Consider the following 20,065-nt stretch of genomic DNA (forward strand, 5'->3'; position numbering starts at 1 on the left):
AAGGTTTTCCCTCCCTCAACGGAACCCGTTACGATTTTCAATAGGGGGTTTTTTGTAACGAAATCACTCCAGCATAGTCTTACTTAGGATGGGAGGCATATACGGACACCGACAGTCCAAAAAAAACAACCGGCCGGGGCCGGTTGTTCATCACTCTTTAGCTTTTCTGAGCATTCATCGCTTCCATTTCTTCCTTACTTGGACCATACACGCCAGGAACCTTTAGACCAGCTTGTCTCATCAGAACCGTCAACTGTCCGCGGTGGTGGGCCTGATGCTGAATCAGCAGGCGGAATACGCCCTGAACCGGCATCTCCATGCCGAACAGATTCACCATCTCGTTCATCTTCTCATCCGACACCTGTTCAGAAACGGCTTCGATCAGGCGATCACTGACCAACTTATACGTTTCACTGATTTCACTTGCTGTTACCGGCGCATCTTTTCGAAGATCAGGCACTTCGAATGTGATCCCGACCTGAGCAGGGAAGTAGTATGTAGCTCCCGTGATATGCCATGCAACGCTTCCGATACTGTATAAGCCTGGCGCCACCTCTTGTTTCAATGACTCGTCTGTCAGGGCATCGAGCACCTTTTGGGTTACGGCTGCTTCTTGTTTCCATTCTTGTAAGAAATCATTTTTTGATGTAAACATGGTTATTCCTCCCTTAATGTAATCAACATTATTGTAGCACGTTGAGTGACGAGAACGCTTCTTTTAAAGACTGAGGTTTTCTTCGATCATGACAAAGCGCGACATCCTGGCCAGTGGCGGTATTTATGCTAAAACGTCATCACTCTGAAACAAGCAACTTCGTCTTACACGTGCTAAATTCCTCTATCCAATCAGATCCAATGTTTCCATCCGTGACAATATAGTCGACCTTCTGGAGAGGGGCGATCCGGACGGTGACCTCTTTGCCGAATTTGGTGTGGTCTGCTGCCACATAGACTTTTTTCGAGATTTCGATGATTTTCTTCCTGGTGACGGCTTCTTCAAGGTTGTAATCGGATATGCCCCTCTCGGTTGTGATTCCGCTCGCGCAAATAAAGGCTTTCAGAATGTTCAGCTCATCAAAATTAAATATATAATCGTAGGCGACGACGGAGCTTTCGTGTCTTCTGATCTTGCCGCCGATGATGATGAGCTCGATTTCACTGTTGATGAGCTCTGTGATGACAGGCAGTGAATTGGTCACGACGGTCAGGTTTTTTCTGTTCTTGATGGCTTTCGCCAATTGATAGGTCGTGGAGCCGCTGTCGATGTAAATGCAATCTCCCTCTTGGATCTGTTCATTGCATCGTCGGGCGATGCTTTCCTTTTCTTCAAGTCGGCTCACCATGCGATCAGCCATCGCGGATTCCCCGAAGTCATCTTCAAGTAATTTGATTCCTCCATAAATCTTTTCGATCTCTCTGTTTTCAGAAAGAATGTTTAAGTCTCTCCTAAGTGTATCAATGGATATGCCTAACTCTTCCGTAAGTTCTGCGTGTTTTAATACCTTCTTTTCTTTTAATAAGTCCATGATTCTTTGACGTCTTTCCAGTGGAAACATACCCTCACCCATTCTGTATTGTTACTTGTAGTGTAAGGGTACTGGCGGAAACTTTCAATGATGATTATGTAAAAATATGAAAACACCTTTGTTAATATATGCATAAGTTAGTTAGAAGTTATTAAAGATATGTGCAACTTTTACATAACCTTTACACAAAACGTGACGTCTATTTACAGAAAGTTTTTATACTGAGGGTGTGATTGAGGAGGTGACGCGTTTGCTTACATTACATGGAGTTCGCAAACAATTCGATAAAAAAGTCGTGTTAGAGGATATCACGATTGATATTAACCAAGGGGAGATCGTTTCGCTTCTGGGTCCGAGCGGAAGCGGGAAAACGACGCTGCTCAACATCATCCTGGGGCTCACAAATATGGATGATGGACGAATCCTTTTCAACGGACAGGACGTGTCAAACGTCTCGATGAAAAAGCGCGGATTCAACATCGTTTTTCAGGATTATGCGTTATTTCCAAATTTGAACGCGTATCAAAATATCGTGTATGGACTCAAAAACCAGAAAGTGAAACTCCTAGATGCAGAACTGCAGGAATACATAGACTTCCTGGAGCTTGAGCCTCATCTGGAAAAACGGATCGGCGAGCTGTCAGGGGGCCAGAAACAGAGAGTCGCCCTTGCACGGACACTGGTGACGAGGCCGAAAGTGCTGTTACTCGATGAACCGCTGAGTGCATTGGATGGCGTGATCAAGGAGTCCATCAAGGACCGGATCAAGTCAATCGCGAAAGAACTGGGACTCACGACGATCATCGTCACCCACGATCCCGAGGAAGCACTGACGCTTTCCGATAAGATTCTCATTATTAATGAAGGAAAGGTCGCCCAGTATGGAACGCCTAAGGAAATTATTCAACAGCCACAGGATGAGTTCGTCCGGGAGTTCATTTTGAAGCAGCTGCAAATTAAGCGAAACAATATTTATGCCCTGTTTGGTGATAGCCATGATTAAAGTGAAACCGGAAATGAAGGTCATCTTTTACGCTGCATCGGGATTGTTTCTAGTCTTCTTGGTCCTGCCTCTCATGTTCTTGCTGATGAAGTCCCTTGAAGGTGGTCAGGGGTTTACGTTATCGACGTATCTAGAGGCCTTATCAAATGAGGAGATTTTAACCGCGATCGGGAACAGCTTTAAAGTATCGGCGGTAACGGCATTGATCACAACGGTCCTGGCGTTTGTGATGGCCTACTCGATCAATGCAACGAGAATTCATCCAGCCTTCAAGGGTGTGTTGAAAACGGGGATACTCCTGCCCATGCTGCTTCCGACCATTACATACGGATTTGCCATTATGTACTCCTTCGGAAATCAGGGGCTGTTTTCGAAGCTGTTTGGCTCGCCGCTCTTTGATATGTATGGCTTTAACGGGCTGCTGATCGGTTATGTGATCTACACATTGCCGCCGGCGTTTCTCGTCATTCATAATTCGTTTCAGTACATTGACAAGAAATTCATCATCGTCTCGAAGCTGATGGGGGACAGCACCATCAGAAGCTTTATGAATACGATCGTCATTCCGCTGTGGGGGACACTCGGAGGGGCCTTTGTCCTTTCGTTCATTCTTAGCTTTACAGACTTCGGCATTCCTGCTTCCATCGGGGGAACATATACGGTGGTTGCGACGCTCTTGTATCAGGTGATGCTCGGTTCGATCCCGGATTTCAATCAGGGGGCTGTCATAGCCGTACTGATGCTGCTGCCGGCTGTCCTGGGAATCCTGCTCCTTCGCTATTTGGAGAAAATGAATTTTCACTATGACAAGGTGACGGACACGGAGCTGCTGGGGAATCGATGGAGGGACGCGGTCCTTGGATCACTTGCCTTTCTTATTTTATCCGCGATGGTCGCGACGTTTGCGATTATGTTCATCGCTCCGTTCCTGAAGCAATATCCGTTCAACAATACCTTTACCTGGGAGCATATCATCGATACGTTCAGCTCCAGTGATTTAACGGGGGTCTATAAGAATTCTCTTTTCGTTTCCGTACTGACGGCGATCTTCGGAACCATTGTCGCCTATGGAGCGGCCCTGATCAATGGAAGGACAGCCGTGAAAGGAAAATCCGTTATGGACGGGATTGCAATGGTCACGAATACGGTTCCCGGGATGGTGCTCGGGCTGTCTTATCTGCTTTTATTCAATGGGACGAGCTTCAAAGGTACCTTTGCCATCTTGATCTTCTGTAATTTGATTCACTTTTTCACGACCCCGTATTTAATGGCAAAGCATTCCCTGTCGAAGATGAATCCAGGCTGGGAAACAACAGGGGAGCTCCTCGGGGACAGCTGGTTCAAAACCGTGCGCCGGGTCATCATTCCGAACTCAGCCACGACCATTCTTGAGATGGCGGGCTACTATTTTATCAATTCAATGGTTACGATCAGTGGAATCATTTTTCTGATCACGGCAGAAACGTCGTTGGTTTCGAGTAAAATCCAGCAGCTTCAGCACTTTGCGAAGTTCAACGAAATCTTTGTCCTGTCCCTGCTCATCTTTGGGACGAATTTGATCGTCAAGCTGTTACTGGGCTTTTGGCAAAAAAGAGCATCACTTCATACGTTTTGAAAGGTGGCGGCCTAAGACAGTGGTCGCAAGCCTTGAAAATAAAAAATCTACTCAAAGGGAGACATGAACATGCTAAGCAAAATGAAAAAAGGGTTTCTACATTTATTGCTGGTATCATCTGTTGCAACACTGGCAGCATGCGGCAGTTCGGCATCAGGGGAAGAGGAAAAAGTGGTGATTTCAACGAATGGCGATGATGAAGCGGTGGAAGCGATGGAAACCGCATTGAAAGGCGCAGGCTATGAAGGGAAATATGTCATTCAATCCCTCGGGACATCTGAATTAGGCGGAAAGCTTTTAGTAGAGGGAGAGAAAACGGATTCTGATTTGATTACAATGAGTTCTTACTATATTGAAAGTGCTCAGAAAAAGTATGACATGTTTGCTGATTTGAAATTTGATCCGAAGGCATTGGAGGAGACTCCAGCTTATTATACTCCGATTCTATCAAATACAGGCTCCATTTTCGTGAACACGGAAATCCTGAAACAAAAAGGCTTAGAGATGCCAACGTCGATCAAGGACCTGGTGAAGCCGGAATATAAAAATCTTGTATCGATCCCGAACATTATGGATTCTTCTACAGGCTGGCTTCTCGTCCAATCCATCATGAGCGAGTACGGTGAAGAAGAAGGGAAAGCCATTCTACAACAATTGATTGCGAATGTCGGGCCTCATCTTGAAAGCTCAGGCTCCGGTCCCATCAAGAAGGTGCAGGCAGGAGAGGTTGCTGTCGGATTCGGACTGCGTCATCAGGCAGTGGCAGCCAAGGAAAATGGAGAGCCGATCGACTATGTCGACCCGACAGAAGGGAACTTCTCGTTAACTGAATCGGTAGCGGTTGTGGAAAAGGATGAAGCGACCACGGAGCTTGCACAGGAAATGGCGAAGGTCATCATTGAAGACGGACGAGAAGAGTTAATAGAGTCCTATCCTGTTGCGCTTTATAAAGGGGAAACCGTATCTGAGAGCAATAAACCGGCTCATTCGAAGACATTCTCAGAGCCATTGACCGTCGATCTATTGAAAGAACATCAGGAATTCTTTAAATCTGCTAAATAAGGAGGGGGAACCTATGAACGCATATAAGCTGTTAACACCGGGTCCCTTAACGACATCGGGCACGGTCAAAGAGACAATGCTCGTTGACCGCTGCACATGGGATCAAGACTATAAGACGATCACTCAAAAAATACGACAGAAGCTGCTTGAACTGGGCGGATGTTCAAATGAAGACTACACGGTTGTCCTCATGCAGGGAAGCGGGACCTTTGCGGTGGAGTCCGTCATGATGACCGCCATCTCTGAAGAGGATAAGCCCCTCTTGATCACCAATGGTGCTTACGGGGAACGGATTGTCAAAATGGCTGAGGCGATTGGCATGACATTCAGCCAGTACAGTGTGGAGTATGATGAGGTCCCGAAGGAAGAAGAGATTAGAAGAATACTAGAGTCAGACCGTGCCATTACCCATATCGTGATGGTGCATTGTGAAACGACGACCGGGATCCTGAATCCATTAGAGATGATATCTGATGTATCCAAACAGTATGGGAAAACCCTCATCATTGATGCCATGAGCAGCTTCGGAGGAATCCCGATCAACGTTCCGGAGCTTGAGATTGACTACTTGATCAGCTCGGCGAATAAATGCATCCAGGGCGTTCCCGGCTTCGGCTTCATCATTGCGAGACGCGATAAGCTGATGGCCTGCGAAGGGAACAGCAAAAGTCTGTCACTCGATTTATATGATCAGTGGAAAGGGATGGACGTGGACGGCAAATGGAGATTCACATCCCCGACCCACGTCGTTGCAGCCTTTTCACAAGCAATCGATGAACTGCTGGAGGAAGGCGGCGTTTCCGCGAGGTTCGATCGGTACCAAAAGAATAACCAGAGTTTAAGAGAAAAACTAAACGGGATCGGCTTTGAATCTTATATTGCAGACGAGCTTCAGTCGCCGATCATCACATCGTTTATATACCCGACGGCCGCATTTGATTTCGAAGACTTCTACACGTATGTAAAAGAAAGAGGCTATGTGATTTATCCAGGAAAGCTGACGGAAGTGAATACCTTTAGAATCGGCAACATCGGTGAAATCTATGAAGAGGATATAGAAAATCTTTGCGACGTTATCACAAAATATATGGGAGATGAGACGAAATGAATCGACTAGAAGCGGTGATTTTTGACTGGGCAGGAACGACTGTAGACTATGGATGTTTTGCCCCTGTCAAGGTGTTCATGGATATTTTCAAACAGGCGGGCATCGAGGTGACCATGGTGGAAGCGCGTCGACCAATGGGAATGCTGAAGATCGACCATATCAGGGAGATGCTGAGCATGCCGAGAATTTCCGGCCTGTGGGAGGAAGTGCACGGTCGGCCGTTCCAGGAAGAGGATGTAGAAGCTCTTCATTCAACCTTTGAAACGACTCTTTTAACGAATCTCGCGGACTATACGGATCCAATTCCACATGTCATTGACACTGTGGAAAACCTCAGGGAGATGGGGCTGAAGATTGGTTCCACCACGGGCTATACAGGTTCGATGATGGAAATCGTCGTGCCACATGCAGAGAAGAAAGGGTATCGACCGGACTTCTATATCACGGCGGACGACACAAACTCCTTTGGCCGACCGTTCCCTTATATGATTTTCCGGAACATGGAGGCTCTTCATTTGACGGCACCGTGGAAGGTCGTCAAAGTCGGTGATACGGTATCTGATATGAAAGAAGGCGTCAATGCAGGAGTGTGGACCGTGGGTGTGATCGAAGGAAGTTCGGAAATGGGGCTGACTCAAGAGGAGTTTGATAGTCTTTCAGAGACGGAGAAGGACCAGGCCAGATCCAAAGTGGAGCAGGTTTTCTATGCGAACGGCGCTGATTTTACCATCCAAACCATGAAGGAGCTGCCGGAGCTGATTGAACGTATCAATGAAAAGATCGAACAAGGAAAGCGGCCGTATGAGCAAGAACGAATTGAAGCGTGAGGGGGATATAAATAAGAGTTCCCGGCGTTCTCAGTGGAATGAGCGATTATCCGAGCGAAGTACCGCATTCCTTCAGGAGGATGACCGGTCCTTTTTAAAACAATCCATGTCGACTCCCTGCCTCGAGGCGGTGGCTGATGCGGAAGGCTGCTATATCACGGATGTGAATGGGAAGAAGTATCTGGACTTTCATGGAAACAGCCTTCATCAGGTCGGCTACAAAAACCCGTATGTTGTGGAGGCAGTCAAGAAGCAAGTAGAGGAGCTGCCGTTCATTCCGAGGCGGTTTACAGCCGACATTACGATTCGAGCGGCTCAGGCACTTGTGAACAAAACAACATCAAAGGATTACCGGGTTTTGTTCACGCCCTCAGGCAGTGCCGCTGTTGGCCTCGCTCTTAAAATCGCCCGAAAGGCAACCGGACGGCACAAGGTCATTTCCATGTGGGAATCGTTCCACGGGGCAGGACTTGATACGATTTCCGTCGGGGGCGAGTATGTGTTCAAGAAAGACATGGGTCCCCTCATGCCGGGAGTACTGAAAGGCATTCCGTATAATGGATACCGAAATCTCATCAACAGTGAAGATCCTGAAGAGATCGCGTCCTTTTGCCTTCGGTATCTGGAATACATGATTGAAAACGAAGGGGACATCGGGGCGATCTTGCTGGAGCCGATCCGGGCCACCGATACGCATATCCCGCCGCGCAGCTATTTCGAAGGACTGCGGAGGATCTGTGATCACTATGGCATCCTTTTGATCTTTGATGAAATCCCGACCGGCCTTTACCGAAGTGGAACGTTTTATGTCCATCAGCAGTTTGGTGTGGAACCGGACCTGCTTGTATTGGGGAAAGGCCTGGGAGGGGGAGTCATCCCGCAGGCTGCGGTCCTTGCGAAAACGGAGTACGATTGTGCCGGGGATGTTTCTCTTGGGCATTATACACATGAGAAGCCGGCACTCGGAAGCGCGGCAATCCTTGCCATGATTGATTATATCGATGATCATAAGCTTGGGGAACGGTGCCAGAGGCTTTCTGCGTTTGTGCGTGACGAGCTGAACAGGCTTGCTGAGCGGCATGAATGCATCGGAGACATCCGGATTGCGGGACTCATGATTTCGATTGAACTGGTGAAGGACCGGGGAACGAAGGAGAGACACCCTGATTTAGCTGAGCGTGTCTTGTATTACTGCCTGGAACGAGGATTGTCGTTCAAGGTTTCGGGTGGGAATTGTATGACGTGGCATCCTCCGCTTGTTGTGACAGAGGAGGAGTTGGGGTTTGCTGTGGGGTTGGTTGATGAGGCGTTGGGTGAGTTGGTTTGAGCCGGGGGGACAGGTCCCTTGGCTCTTTTTTTGTGGAAGCAAGTGGACGGTTCTTTTGCTTTTTTTTACGTGAAGAGGAGACAACTAAATCTATCTTCCCGGATAGTGATTGAAGTATGATGATTGGTAAGAGGGGGAAGCGGATAAACTTTACACTACATGAAGCAATTGAAATATTGGAGAGAACCCCAGTCACACTGGAAACGTTCTTGACTGGTTTGTCAAAAGGACGCCTGGAATGTCATGAAGGCGATGGGGCGGCCATGATGTGCCGAAATGACAATTGTAGTAGCATCATTGTTGGTATATTAACAAGTAGAACTCGCCGAAGTGAATGTGGCGAGTTTCTTTATATAGAAATACAATTATGGATACGGCTCATCGTAATCTTTCAAATAAGATGTATTCCCCTTTATGGAAGAACCAGGGGGGGAAGTGAAATAAGCGGAATTTTTCCGGTTACATTCAGAATGGAACTTGTTTTGGTGGTACATAAGCGGAAGTTTTCCGCTTATGTATAGAGAAATTACCTATTTTTGTGTTTTTTGATTAAATAGGCGGAATCTTTCCGTCTATTTCAGTCTTTTTCAATAGTCATTATGAATTAAGCGGAATTTTTCCGACTATTTATCAGCTGTGGTGTTTGACCATATCTCTCAATTGATACGTGCGTCTTCTTTTGAACCTATAGGTGGGAAGCAAGGGGACGGTTTTTATGAAAAGGAAGCAGAAGGACCGTCCCTGTGCATCTTACTTCAACTGCAGCTCAATCTCATATTCCTTCATCTCAGCCTCGAAATCATCCTCCGCTCCCTGATGCCCCGAGAACTCCAACTTGATCCACTCGATATCTTCTGCGTGGCCTCTTTCAAGGTACCAGATGATATTCCCTTCCTTGATGACCCCTTTGTCGATCTCTCCGCCGATGCTATCTGAGACCCACATATCGGGCATATCAATTTGTTCCCCGGTGCTAGTGACGAGGACGGCCTGGTCCGGGTAAAACGTGAACTTGCCGTCCGTTGTATTTTCCATTTTGAATTTCACTCCCACTGCTGACGTCTCTGCGTTTTCATCTTCCATCGTAGGAGCTTTATCCGTCACAACTGCTTTCTGGATTTCCATCTTCAATCCATTGTAATCATCCGACCAGGTTGCATCATTGTAATACGTCCAAATATCGTTTTCCTGTGCTGTTTCCTCAGGATTTTCTTCCTTAGCTGGTTCACTTGTCGTCTTGGCCTCGGCTTTTTCTGTATCATTTTTATCCAGTTCCTCCACAGCTGCATCACCTCCGCAGCCTGCAAGCATGAGGGTCAGTGCACTAGCGAATAGTAAACACAAAATCTTCTTCATGAAAAAATTCCTCCTCTTGAAATTGAATGTAAAACATTTCCTGATAGTTTTAGTGTAATGGGTTACCCTTTTGAATTTTTGGTAAGGGGGAGGGTTCTATTTTAAAAATCATTTAATATATGGGAACTGGGGTGACATGGAATGCGTTAAAATGCAGCGGGATAAAATGGTGCTGGGACAAGAAAGCTCTCCCTTCTTCTTTGGAGTAGTTCTAAAGTCACGTATAGTATTTTGAAAGGTTTTGTTCATTGACAATCGTGGTATAAAAGAACGATGATAAAATTCCTTTTTTTGTCATCCCTCCATTTCTAAATAGAATGATGAAGATAAGGGTGGTACTATATCATTAGCGGAATAATCTGTAAGGGAGATGCCAGCATGGGACTCTACAATGAATTGAATGACATTCAAAGTGTGATTCATTCCCGATCGAGCGATATTCAGGAAAAGATTTCGCGGTTGAGGGATGCAAAGAACGCCATTCTGAATGAACAAAGTCAACTATTAAATGAAATTAAGCAAATCCAGCAGCCGGAATTACATAAAAATTGGATGGGTCCGAGGTCGGAAGATTATCATGCGGAACGGGATTCTGCCCTTCAGGCGATGAGGCAAATAGGACATGAAAACTATGACGAATACGTCAGCTCCATAGAATCAAAGATTCATTCCTTGGAAGCGCAGCAAGGGATTATTAGCTTCTACGGCAATCTGGCCAATGACGCAGAATATTTACTTTCCAAAGGTGAAGATTTTTATGAGCAGGTCTCCCATAAACTCAGTGACTTGAAAGGGAGGTTATTTTAGATGAATGTGAACTCGGGATCTGGAGGCGGATCAACGCAGCAAATAAAGCTCAACCATAGTGAGGTCATGGCGAAACTGAATGAAGCGATCAACTCACTGGAACGGCTTCAGCTGAAGGCACCGGCACAAGAGCAGTTGGGACGGAACAAGCTGAATTATACGGATGCATGGATTCAGCGTGAACAGAACATTCAATTGTTATTGAAGGAATATATCGCCACAGTGGAAAAGAATATTGAAGATACAAAAGCAAATGTAGAAGCTTTAAAAGAACAGGATGAAGCCATAACAAGATCCTGATAGAAAGGCAGACGCGACCATTGAAAGTATATGAAGCCCCCACTTTACTCGACGCAATGTCATCACGTCGACATGAATACGAGACATTAAGAGATCAACTTGTAACACTTAAAAGCTCTTTTCAAGCCATTGTGGAACTTGACGATGAATTCCAGGGAAAGGGTGCCGATGCCATTAAAGGCTTCTACGGTGCTCAAATCGATGTCGTTGAGATTTGGATTCAGCTTGCTGAAAGTAACATCGCTTTTTTCAATGGTATTCAGGGTTACGCAGAAGGGCGAAACCTTGGCAGGGAAACGGTGGAACTTCCATTCCTCGAGGAAGGTCTTCATCAAAGCGAAAGGCGTTCAGGAGAAATGATTGCTGCACAGCAGCAGGAACTCCAAAGAATCCTCAATCGCATAAGCGACATCCAACCGCTGAATGTCTTTTCACGGGATCGATTCGATACCCATATGGAAGAAGCAAGGAGGCAGCGAGAGGATACACTTGACTCCGTTAATCGATTTGATGAAGAATTAAAAAGAGAATATCAACATTTAGAGGTCAGCGAACAGATACTCACAGGGCTGATGAGGGAATTAATGGAATCGTCCAAGCAAGGGAATCATATATCACCGCTCTATTTCAACGCGGCAACCTATTACTCCAGTGATGCCTATCAACTGACGGACGACATCACTACACAGACCGACTCTTATTTAACATTCAAGGAATCTCAAGAACAGGCAAGAGAGCCCAAACCGATCCCGGAAGAGGAAGTCAACGAAAACCCCATCACCGAATCCCTCAATAGTTTCAAAGAAATTGGACAGGATCTCTGGGCCGGGATGGAGAAAAGAAATGAAACCAAATTCGATTCCGTCTATGATTTTGGAAACTATATTACGGCTGGCGGCCTGGATGTAGGCAAGGGCTTCGTGAGTGGCCTGAATGAACGCGCTGAAGTAGCAACCGACTCAGGCTCTGACTTTATCAACTATTTGACGATGGGTGGAATGGATCTCTTTAACGGAGCAGTCAATCCAGATGACACGTACTCTAAAGAACATTGGTTGAACAGCTTTGGCCTGGCAGCACTTCTTGTCGGCGGGGCTAAACCTGGGTTGAAAGTCAAAGGTGGCACGAATATATCAACTCCTGCACCTAAGACCGTTCCGAAAGTTTCATTGACTCATAGATGGGATCAGATCCGGTTAGGGATTAATGATCTTTATAATCGTCCTGTGATGGTTGCTGATAATGGGATGTTGATTGATGGAGAGCCTGGGTGGAGTCGGTTTTCTGTGGAGAGGACAGTTAATAGGAGAGAACAAGGAACTGGTGATAAGGGTACAGTAAATTCAGATCATACTAATGAAAATTTAGCCAAATCAATTAATGAAGAAGATAGAAACAGATTAGAAGGCTGGAGATTTAGACCTAGCGATGACCAGTACTTGAAATACAAAGATGCTTTCGATAATCCTAAATACTATAACCAAGAAACAGGTGATATTAATTGGCCACCCAATAATGGATTTGATGGTGAGCCAGGAATAAAAGTCCTTGAAGAAGGTGAACGGATTGATCGATATGGGCATCCGAATGGTACTTTTGTATCCCCAGCAGGTATACCTTATGAGCAAAGAGCTTTAGCATTACACAGTGATGGTGCTCCTTACCACGTATATAAAGTTTTGGAACCTTTTGAAGTTGAAGCAGGTATTATTGCTCCGTGGTTTGATAGACCTGGAGGGGGGACCCAATTTTTTACTGGTAACCAAAAGGTTTTAGACGTAGACAGTGGAGAAATGGTAGAAGCTACAGTTGAAAATTTGGAGAGACTTGGCTATATACGTGAAATTAGTCAGTGAGGTGACGAGATGAACATTAGCATTGCAGCAAAAATCATGAATAAGGCAGGAAAGCAGATAACAATAGAACCTGACAAGTTAGTTGAAATAAATCCTCCTTATGAAAACTATCACTACCTAAAAAAAGTAGGGGAAGAGTGGGAATTCGGCTTATTGTTGGTTGAAAGACAAGAAGTCCCTAGTGAAAAAGTGATAAAACTGTTCAAATCAGAAGAAGAGGCAGCAATGTATTTTTTAATGAATAGGTTATCTGCCTTCTACTTTGATAAAAGAATCCGTCCGTTTATGATGGAACATCAGGAATTTGATATTGGTGGTCCGGAATTTAATGAAAGAAAGTTTCATGAAGCCATATATCTAATAGGGATCCCCCCAACTCTGTTTTCTTTAAATGACACCATCTTAAAAACTAACAGAATAATAGTAGATGCAGAAGATGATAAATTTATAGTTAAGTATAGAGGTGAAGATGGGAAGACTATCAGCTCCACCTTACCTATCAGTAAGAAAAGAGCACTTTTCTTTGCTTTTAAGAAACTATTTCTGTTTTATATATTTAATAAAGAAGTTAAAGATCTACTGATAGAACATGGGGAGGGAGATAATATTACCGATGAAGACATTAGTGTATTCTTAACTTAAAAATCTTTATTAATAAAAAATTTAAAGTAGTATTTAGATGAATAGAAAAAAGTTTACAATACTTAACTAAAAACACTTGAGGCATCAAAGGAAGAAAAAGCACGGGAACAGTTCTCGTGCTTTTTTTGCAATAAGTATAGAGGTGTGTGAAATTTGGACATAAATGGTATATATCATTTAATTGAAACAGAATTTAAAGTGGTTAAAAAGGAAAAAGATCTAATTTGCGTCGCACCAGTAAATGGAGAAGAATATCCTAAAACTATTGTTAAATTAATTCTAAATGAAGTAAATAATCATTATGAGCTTTTTGAAGTTGTTAGAGGAAAAGAATATAATGTAGATGTATTTTCAGATAAATATAAATCCGTAATAGCCTTATATTCTTTTGCGAAAAGCAAGTTAGAAAGTAAGAAAACATAATACTAATGGTCGTAATGAGATTGAAAGTGCAGCATCATTAATTGATATTCAAAAGATCTTAAGAACTTTTTTAGATGAACAATATTACGGATCTCGTGCTTCTCTTTACATTCAGTGGAAGCATCAGAACCGTCCCCGTGATACCGTGACGAAATTGACAGAGCCCTGTCCCATTCCCCTTTCAAAATAACCATAGAACCCTTTCACAGGATTCTATGGCAACGAGTGCAGCCTCATGGATTCCATGTGCGGACTCCTGGTCACAAAGTGCCTCAGACGGCGATGACTTCAAGACCGCGTTTGAAAAAGGAGTAGCGGCCGCTGTTGAGGGAGCAGAGAAAACCAAAGATATCGTTGCCCGGATGGGACGTGCCGGTACGGTAGGTGAACGAAGCCTCGGTCATCCAGATGCCGGTGCTTATGCGCTGGGGGTTATCTTTACGGAGCTTGCGGAGAGTTTGAAATAAGGAGTGGAGGAAGCAAGGGGACGGCTCTCTTGCTTCTTTATTTTGTGGGTTGGAAGCGAGAGAACCGTCCCTGTGCTTCCATTAACGAAACTTTCCAATTTAGCTAAACGTATACATATATAATGAATAAAAACAGTGGTGGACTCGAGGAGGCGGTCAGAATGGAATTGCATATCTTTCTAGCCATTTTCGGTTTATAAGTGTTGATTTTCCCTATTGATCTAACCTATGCAATATCGCTTCTTGATCACTTTAAAAGCTGAAGAGGAGAAGAACCGATTGAAAGGAAAGAAACAGGGAGATATGTATGATGCCATGAATGCTGGTGAACTGAGCCTTCATGGGAATATGCAGGGGAACCCGTTATTCTTTTTGGCTAATCTTTTTGCTCCGATATTGTATAGGGTGAGGCATGGTGGGGATCGGAAGTAGGTAAAGGGATTCTTTTGCCCTGGCTTTCTTAACCTATCAAGGAGGTATTTCAATGAAAGGGAAAATGGAGAAAATAAGCATGGTAGAAAACCTAATAGGTAGTTTGTTATTATTTTGGGCAGGGTTTCAAGCCTTTTACTTCATAAAATATGGACATGAGACTGAATTCGCCTATTATGTGAATATTGCAGGCCCTGCCCTTCTAATCCTACTATTATTAACTCTAGCTATCAAAAAAATCACGGATAAAAAGATTATAATGTTTTCCTTATACGTAAGCCTTTCTATTGTTGTCGCTTATGTATCTTCTGCCTATTTTTTATAAAAGAAGAAGATTATATATACTACTAGATCGAAAGCATGGGAACGATCCCCATGCTGCCTTATTAAATAAAGCAAGACCAGAAAAACATCTGTTTTCCGGACCTGCTTATAGAGATTTTTCAGAGCCCTTTTCCTTTGAAGCAATTAAATCTGCCACAAGGATATAACGTTCAGGCGATGCCCCAATAAAGTGAAAAGGATAGCATGTAGAAACGGTCAATGTTGCGTTGGGTTTTGGTACGATGACGGTTGGATCGTCCTTGTCCACAATACGTACTTTCTTTACTTTATACGTAAATTCCCCCGCAGTTGTTTGTACGATAAGCAGATCGCCTACACCAACTTCACCAAGCTTACGAAAGACTGTATCCCGATGTCCTGACAGAATGGAATTGTCCTTTTCGCCAGGCAAGACACTTCCTGCGAAATGGCCCACTCCTTTTTCCAGTTCATCTTCATCTGTTCCATGAAAGATGGGCAGCTTTGCCTCCAACTTTGGAATGATAAGTTCGCCAATATTTTCGCCCTTTTCTGGACGTTCAGAGTAAAGGGGTTTTTGTTCTTGTTCTTTATGTTGTTCCGTTACATCCGGCTCTGCTTTATAGTCCGCGGCGTTTACTTGAACCGTTTGAGAGAGCCCATACCCTTTCAGATAGGCGTAGGCATTCGTCCCTCCAAACCATAGACCGAATACCATCAACAAGACAGATAGGGAAAGAAGAAGCAAGCGATTGCTTCTTCTCATGTTGTGTTTTCTCATTGGTTGATTCCTTTAACCCCGATGCGACGGAATAAGAAGATACCGGCTAATACAAAGGCAATCCCGGCGAATGCTTTTCCGGCATAGTTGGATGCTGTCGTTGGAAGCTCTCCGCCTTTGACGGTTTTAGTCAGAGGCTTTGCTGTCTGCCTCTCCATTGCTTTTGGATTTTCTGTCACAATTTCCTCTGCCTGCATCATGTCTTTCCCGGTTTCCTGTATAAGTCCAGATTCAAACATGTCCGCGGTCAATAAGACATCTGCCAGAAACGTTCCTTGATGGTTGTAGAGTTCGATCAACAGATCATAGCCATTTGTGGTATCCATTGTCATTAAGGAATCAATTGATACGGGTTGTTTTACACCGTCTTTTACAAGATAATAATTCGTCTTCAATTCAAATAGATCAAGCATGTCATTCAAAATATCAAATAGCTCTGCCGTTTGTTCAGCTGACAGTTCTTCCGCCGTTTCAAAATTCTCAAATGCCATCATTCGTTCACTTAACTCAATCATCTGATCGATTAAAGCAGGATTTTCGAAATCAAGTGTTTCAAGATGAGTAAACAGTTTCTCAAATTCCTCATCCGTCAGTCCAATCTCTGCGAACAGATCAAATAGTTCGTCTGAAGTGTCATCCCCGTTCACATAGAAGTCAACGGCAAGCTCAAGATCTTCAATATATTCATAGTTTTTGATCGAATCATCGTTTTCATTTAATAGCTTCTCCAGTGCATCTTTTGAATCAAAACCATAATCAGTCAAAAGCTTCTGAAGATTTTCTTTGTCAATCGGAGTACCTTCCCAACCGTTTAAATAGAAATCGACATATTCATGAAGATCTTCAGAGAAGATGATCCATGTTCCATCTAATACGTCTTGCCCTTCTTCTATGTCACCATATTCAACAAGAAGTTCATTTAACTCTTCTCGACTCAGGTCAAACTCTTCTAATACAAGACCAACAGAATCTTCCGAAAGAGGGGTACCAAGATCATCAATCGACTCAACATCTTCTATGTACCATTCTTTCCTTTCAAGATAATCGATATAGTCTTGCTTCTTCCAGCTAATACCCTTTAAAAACATTTCGAACTCTGGTTCATTCGGCTCAATGGCAAAAGTCATAACAGGTAAGACGCCAAAGCCGATGACAAGAGCCATAAGTATAGAAAATAACTTCTTCATTCCTTGTCCCCCTAGGTTTCTCTATATAATTCTAGAATAGTATAATTCTTGGGGTTCTAATTAGATATAGGTATTTTTTTCTAGGTGAAAGGGGGTGGTTCTTGTGCTTTTTTGTATGTAGAGGAATCATCAAACCGATCCCCATGCTTTCTGGAAAAATTCGAATGGCTGTGAAGTTTTTGACATAATAAGGCAGGCATGTCAGTATTGTAGAACTGATACTGTTCCTCGTTCGTTTTAATGTGGGACAAATTAATAGATGAAAAGGGGATTTACTGGTTTGTACTTGATACTATCAATTTTTTTAGCAAGTATACTAGGTTTGGTATTATTTATATCGGGACCTTGGGTAGGCGGTATTCTTGCTTTCGGCATCATGGCAGGTTGCATGTTCAGGGGTCTCTATCTGTTGAATGACATACATAGAAGACTAGTAAATGATCTACCGAGAGCTGATAAAGCAAAAGAGGCATATAAAGACTATTTGAGAGAAAAAGAGGAGAACGATCAAAGGTAAGAGAAAGGGATTTCCATCATCAAAAAAACGTCCAGAGTAAATAACCCTGGACGCTTTTTAATGATAAATATCAGCTGCCTGTCTGTTGTTTGTCCTTCTCCACAGCTTTCAGTCGTTGACCTTCGTCTGCAGAGCTACTCTTCTCTTGATCGTTTCCATTCATAAGGTCGCTGGTAGCACTTTTGAATTCTTTTAATGTGCTTCCGAAAGCACGTCCGATTTCTGGGAGTTTGGAAGGTCCAAAGATGATCAACGCGATGACAAGTACAAGGATTAATCCTGGGATTCCGATATTGGTTAGCATAATTCAGCCTCCTGTTGGGTTTATAGTATGGGCATGCCGTGTCGTGCGAACGCAGCTGCTTCCAGGTCTGACATTCCCTGGACTTCGGCAAAGGCCGATAGTGTGTCTGAAATTTTCGGTGCGTAGGCAGCGGGTGGTGCAGCATGGCCCATGAGCCTTCTGCGGGATGCATTTTTTCTGGCGAATGGTCCCCAGATCGCGAAGGTCATCCCGGGTGATTGAATATTGATGAAGAAGGTTCGGCCGTCTGTCGAGAACGTTGGTCCTGCAAGTTCGGAATTGTTCACTTTGTTCTCTGCGAACACGTACGTTTCGCCTTCTGGTGTCATTCCGATAATACGATCGACACCGTCCCCGTCTTCCGCGATCCACAGGTCTCCCCATGGAGTGATGCAGATATTATCAGGCATTTCCAGATCATTCTGCGCAGTGGATTCATAGAATAGCTCCAGTGTGTTGGTGGCCGGGATATAGCGGTACACACGGCCCAGATCTTTATCCCCTGCGGATGTATCGTCAAACCAAAACACGCCGCCTTCGAAATAAGCCCCCTCCAGACGGCTGAAGGCAATGCATCCTTGTCTGCTTGCATCAAGGGTCGGTTTCTCTGGATCGACATCCTTCCATACAATACCGAATTTCTGACCTGTACGGAACGAGCTGGTTTCATCCTTGCTCATTTCTTCGATGGCTGCCGCTTGAAGCTTGCCGCCTTTTTGCAGGGCGCCGACCTTTTGACTGCGGTCGTTCGGAAGGAAGCGATATAAATAACTCGGCCCGGCGTCTTCGGTTAAATAGACGATCCCTGTTGCCGGGTCAATGGCCGTGGCTTCATGGGAAAAGGCACCCATGTCGCGGATCGGGGTTTTCGAGATGTTGTTTTCTGGGTTGTTTGGATCCACTTCGAACACATAGCCATGACCTTCTTCCAGCGTTTCTTCACATGTGAGCCATGTGCCCCATGGAGTCGCTCCGCCTGCGCAGTTACGGATGGTACCGGAGGAAGAGACATATTCCTTCATGACTTGGCGGTCAGGGCCGACGACCAAGGAAGTGGTCCCGCCAGATTCTTCACGACGGTATGGATTTTTCCCGATCACGGGGTATTTGCTGTTTCCGCTCAACTCATGGTTCCTCACGAGGATGGTGGAATTATGGGGGCCACTATAGGCGGCCATCCCGTCGAACTTGGCAGGGACGGGTCTGCCATCCGATAGTGAATTTCCTTCCTCTGAAATGATCCGGTATTGGAAACCGCGGGGAAGGTCCATCACTCCGCCAGGGTCCTTGACAAGGGGACCATAGCCGCCGGTCGTTTTCCTGTTTTGGGATGTGCCGGCAAATGCTTTATTTCCACCGAAAGACATCAATCCAGTGCTGCCGAGGGCAAGGGCAGCTGTGCTGATCCCGCTTGCTTTCAGAAAGTCTCTTCTGTTCATATCGTGTTTATTCACGTCTTTTCACTCCTTAGAACTAAATTTTCTTGACCTGCATGTGACTCCGTCGATTGAGAAGCGCGTTTCTTATACGCAATCGTTGAACAAGTAATGCTGACTTCATATAAAAGGAGAAGCGGCAGGATGACGAGTACATCCGACAGGAAATCTGGCGGCGTAATCAGCACGGAAATGACAATCAGCAAAAAATAGGCTATTCTTCTTGATTTCTTCAATTTGGCCGGGTCCAAAATGCCAAGTACCGTCAGAAAGACAATCACTAAAGGCATTTCAAATAACAATCCAAAAGGTAAAGTAAGGTGCAGCATAAATCGGAAGTATTTTTCCGCCGTGAACATCGTTTCAAATTGGCCGGCTGACAGGGTGGTCAAAAAATTCAGGACGATGGGAAAAAGTAAAAAGTAACCGAACCCAATGCCGGAAATAAACAAAAAGAACAGGGCGGGTATGAAGCGTAACGTGACTTTTCGTTCTGTCGGGCTCAGGCCTGGTGAGACAAACCGCCAGATTTGGTAGGCAGCGACAGGAATGGTTGCAGCCAGTGAGAAGACGGCGGCAATCATCACGTACACCCAAAGAATCTCACTCGGTCCGAGAATCGCAAGCTTCATGTCTAAATCCCTGATCAGCCACCCGTAGATCGGTTTCATAAAAGCCATCCCCACGATCAGGAAACCAATGAAAGCGAGCACGGTTTTAATGGCCCGGCTCCTGAGCTCTTCCAAATGTCCAATCAGCTGCTGGTTGCGATCTTTCATGGCATCA

The 20,065-nt window shown here is 44.7% G+C and carries 22 protein-coding genes and 2 pseudogenes; 16 read left to right on the forward strand and 8 right to left on the reverse strand.

The genetic code is table 11. From position 1 onward, the window contains the following. Positions 1 to 157: 157 nt before the first annotated feature. Positions 158 to 655, reverse strand: a complete 498-nt coding sequence (locus AAEM60_RS03905) for a DinB family protein (protein WP_299741952.1) — start codon at positions 653 to 655, stop codon at positions 158 to 160. Between the two features lie 139 nt (positions 656 to 794). Then, entirely contained in the window at positions 795 to 1,568 is a 774-nt protein-coding gene (locus AAEM60_RS03910) for a DeoR/GlpR family DNA-binding transcription regulator (protein WP_341357448.1), read from the reverse strand. Positions 1,569 to 1,776: 208 nt separating this feature from the next. Here AAEM60_RS03910 and AAEM60_RS03915 point away from each other — a divergent pair, with 208 nt between their 5' ends. From AAEM60_RS03915 to AAEM60_RS03945, 7 genes and pseudogenes are all read left to right on the forward strand, one after another. Continuing rightward, a complete protein-coding gene (locus AAEM60_RS03915) occupies positions 1,777 to 2,529 on the forward strand; it encodes an ABC transporter ATP-binding protein (RefSeq protein ID WP_299741958.1) in 753 nt (250 codons plus the stop codon). After that, the gene (locus AAEM60_RS03920) at positions 2,522 to 4,144 is read left to right on the forward strand and encodes an ABC transporter permease subunit (RefSeq protein WP_341357449.1); all 1,623 of its coding nucleotides are present in this window, start codon (positions 2,522 to 2,524) and stop codon (positions 4,142 to 4,144) included. The genes AAEM60_RS03915 and AAEM60_RS03920 overlap by 8 nt, the downstream gene beginning before the upstream one ends. Positions 4,145 to 4,213: 69 nt before the next feature. Continuing rightward, positions 4,214 to 5,206 carry an extracellular solute-binding protein gene (locus AAEM60_RS03925; RefSeq protein WP_299741963.1) on the forward strand — a complete coding sequence of 331 codons (993 nt, stop codon included), beginning with the start codon at positions 4,214 to 4,216 and terminating at the stop codon, positions 5,204 to 5,206. Positions 5,207 to 5,219: 13 nt separating this feature from the next. After that, positions 5,220 to 6,314 (forward strand): 2-aminoethylphosphonate--pyruvate transaminase, encoded by a 1,095-nt coding sequence (phnW, locus tag AAEM60_RS03930; RefSeq protein WP_341357450.1) that lies wholly within the window; start codon positions 5,220 to 5,222, stop codon positions 6,312 to 6,314. Next, the gene (gene phnX, locus AAEM60_RS03935) at positions 6,311 to 7,141 is read left to right on the forward strand and encodes a phosphonoacetaldehyde hydrolase (protein ID WP_299741968.1); all 831 of its coding nucleotides are present in this window, start codon (positions 6,311 to 6,313) and stop codon (positions 7,139 to 7,141) included. Before phnW ends, phnX begins: the two co-directional genes overlap by 4 nt. Continuing rightward, the gene (locus AAEM60_RS03940; RefSeq protein ID WP_299741971.1) at positions 7,116 to 8,468 is read left to right on the forward strand and encodes an aspartate aminotransferase family protein; all 1,353 of its coding nucleotides are present in this window, start codon (positions 7,116 to 7,118) and stop codon (positions 8,466 to 8,468) included. Before phnX ends, AAEM60_RS03940 begins: the two co-directional genes overlap by 26 nt. Before the next feature lie 143 nt (positions 8,469 to 8,611). Beyond that, positions 8,612 to 8,725: pseudogene (locus tag AAEM60_RS03945) on the forward strand (DinB family protein); the annotation flags it as partial. Between the two features lie 493 nt (positions 8,726 to 9,218). Here the strand turns inward: AAEM60_RS03945 and AAEM60_RS03950 are convergent. Beyond that, the gene (locus AAEM60_RS03950) at positions 9,219 to 9,824 is read right to left on the reverse strand and encodes a hypothetical protein (protein ID WP_299741974.1); all 606 of its coding nucleotides are present in this window, start codon (positions 9,822 to 9,824) and stop codon (positions 9,219 to 9,221) included. A gap of 378 nt (positions 9,825 to 10,202) precedes the next feature. Between AAEM60_RS03950 and AAEM60_RS03955 the strand changes: the two genes are divergently transcribed. From AAEM60_RS03955 to AAEM60_RS03990, 8 genes and pseudogenes are all read left to right on the forward strand, one after another. Beyond that, positions 10,203 to 10,631 (forward strand): DUF5082 family protein, encoded by a 429-nt coding sequence (locus tag AAEM60_RS03955; protein ID WP_299741977.1) that lies wholly within the window; start codon positions 10,203 to 10,205, stop codon positions 10,629 to 10,631. Beyond that, positions 10,632 to 10,931 carry a DUF5344 family protein gene (locus AAEM60_RS03960; RefSeq protein WP_341357451.1) on the forward strand — a complete coding sequence of 100 codons (300 nt, stop codon included), beginning with the start codon at positions 10,632 to 10,634 and terminating at the stop codon, positions 10,929 to 10,931. It begins immediately after the preceding gene. A gap of 20 nt (positions 10,932 to 10,951) precedes the next feature. Next, positions 10,952 to 12,787: a T7SS effector LXG polymorphic toxin gene (locus AAEM60_RS03965; protein WP_341357452.1), complete on the forward strand. Its 1,836-nt coding sequence runs from the start codon at positions 10,952 to 10,954 to the stop codon at positions 12,785 to 12,787. Between the two features lie 9 nt (positions 12,788 to 12,796). After that, positions 12,797 to 13,429: a hypothetical protein gene (locus tag AAEM60_RS03970; RefSeq protein ID WP_299741989.1), complete on the forward strand. Its 633-nt coding sequence runs from the start codon at positions 12,797 to 12,799 to the stop codon at positions 13,427 to 13,429. A 153-nt stretch (positions 13,430 to 13,582) separates the two neighbouring features. After that, the gene (locus AAEM60_RS03975; RefSeq protein WP_299741992.1) at positions 13,583 to 13,852 is read left to right on the forward strand and encodes a hypothetical protein; all 270 of its coding nucleotides are present in this window, start codon (positions 13,583 to 13,585) and stop codon (positions 13,850 to 13,852) included. 239 nt (positions 13,853 to 14,091) lie between these two features. Beyond that, positions 14,092 to 14,319: pseudogene (locus AAEM60_RS03980) on the forward strand (DAK2 domain-containing protein); the annotation flags it as partial. Between the two features lie 279 nt (positions 14,320 to 14,598). Further along, complete coding sequence (locus AAEM60_RS03985) at positions 14,599 to 14,751, forward strand: DUF3949 domain-containing protein (RefSeq protein ID WP_299741995.1); 153 nt, start codon at positions 14,599 to 14,601, stop codon at positions 14,749 to 14,751. A gap of 52 nt (positions 14,752 to 14,803) precedes the next feature. Further along, entirely contained in the window at positions 14,804 to 15,076 is a 273-nt protein-coding gene (locus AAEM60_RS03990; RefSeq protein WP_299741998.1) for a hypothetical protein, read from the forward strand. Between the two features lie 105 nt (positions 15,077 to 15,181). Here the strand turns inward: AAEM60_RS03990 and AAEM60_RS03995 are convergent, their stop codons facing one another. Beyond that, a complete protein-coding gene (locus tag AAEM60_RS03995) occupies positions 15,182 to 15,835 on the reverse strand; it encodes a class D sortase (RefSeq protein ID WP_341357453.1) in 654 nt (217 codons plus the stop codon). After that, entirely contained in the window at positions 15,832 to 17,022 is a 1,191-nt protein-coding gene (locus AAEM60_RS04000; protein ID WP_341357454.1) for a processed acidic surface protein, read from the reverse strand. The genes AAEM60_RS03995 and AAEM60_RS04000 overlap by 4 nt, the downstream gene beginning before the upstream one ends. 280 nt (positions 17,023 to 17,302) lie before the next feature. Here AAEM60_RS04000 and AAEM60_RS04005 point away from each other — a divergent pair, with 280 nt between their 5' ends. Further along, positions 17,303 to 17,539 (forward strand): hypothetical protein, encoded by a 237-nt coding sequence (locus AAEM60_RS04005; RefSeq protein ID WP_299742005.1) that lies wholly within the window; start codon positions 17,303 to 17,305, stop codon positions 17,537 to 17,539. Between the two features lie 70 nt (positions 17,540 to 17,609). On the opposite strand, the gene AAEM60_RS04010 is transcribed toward AAEM60_RS04005, so the two are convergent. The 3 genes from AAEM60_RS04010 to tatC are packed head-to-tail and all read right to left on the reverse strand — an operon-like array spanning position 17,610 to position 20,058. Further along, complete coding sequence (locus AAEM60_RS04010; protein ID WP_044338674.1) at positions 17,610 to 17,843, reverse strand: twin-arginine translocase TatA/TatE family subunit; 234 nt, start codon at positions 17,841 to 17,843, stop codon at positions 17,610 to 17,612. A gap of 20 nt (positions 17,844 to 17,863) precedes the next feature. After that, positions 17,864 to 19,297, reverse strand: coding sequence for an alkaline phosphatase PhoX (locus AAEM60_RS04015; protein ID WP_299742010.1), 1,434 nt, complete (start codon positions 19,295 to 19,297; stop codon positions 17,864 to 17,866). Beyond that, entirely contained in the window at positions 19,294 to 20,058 is a 765-nt protein-coding gene (gene tatC, locus AAEM60_RS04020) for a twin-arginine translocase subunit TatC (RefSeq protein WP_299742013.1), read from the reverse strand. Before tatC ends, AAEM60_RS04015 begins: the two co-directional genes overlap by 4 nt. Positions 20,059 to 20,065: the final 7 nt, after the last annotated feature.

This window comes from Rossellomorea sp. y25 (assembly GCF_038049935.1).
Classification (GTDB): Bacteria; Bacillota; Bacilli; order Bacillales; family Bacillaceae_B; genus Rossellomorea.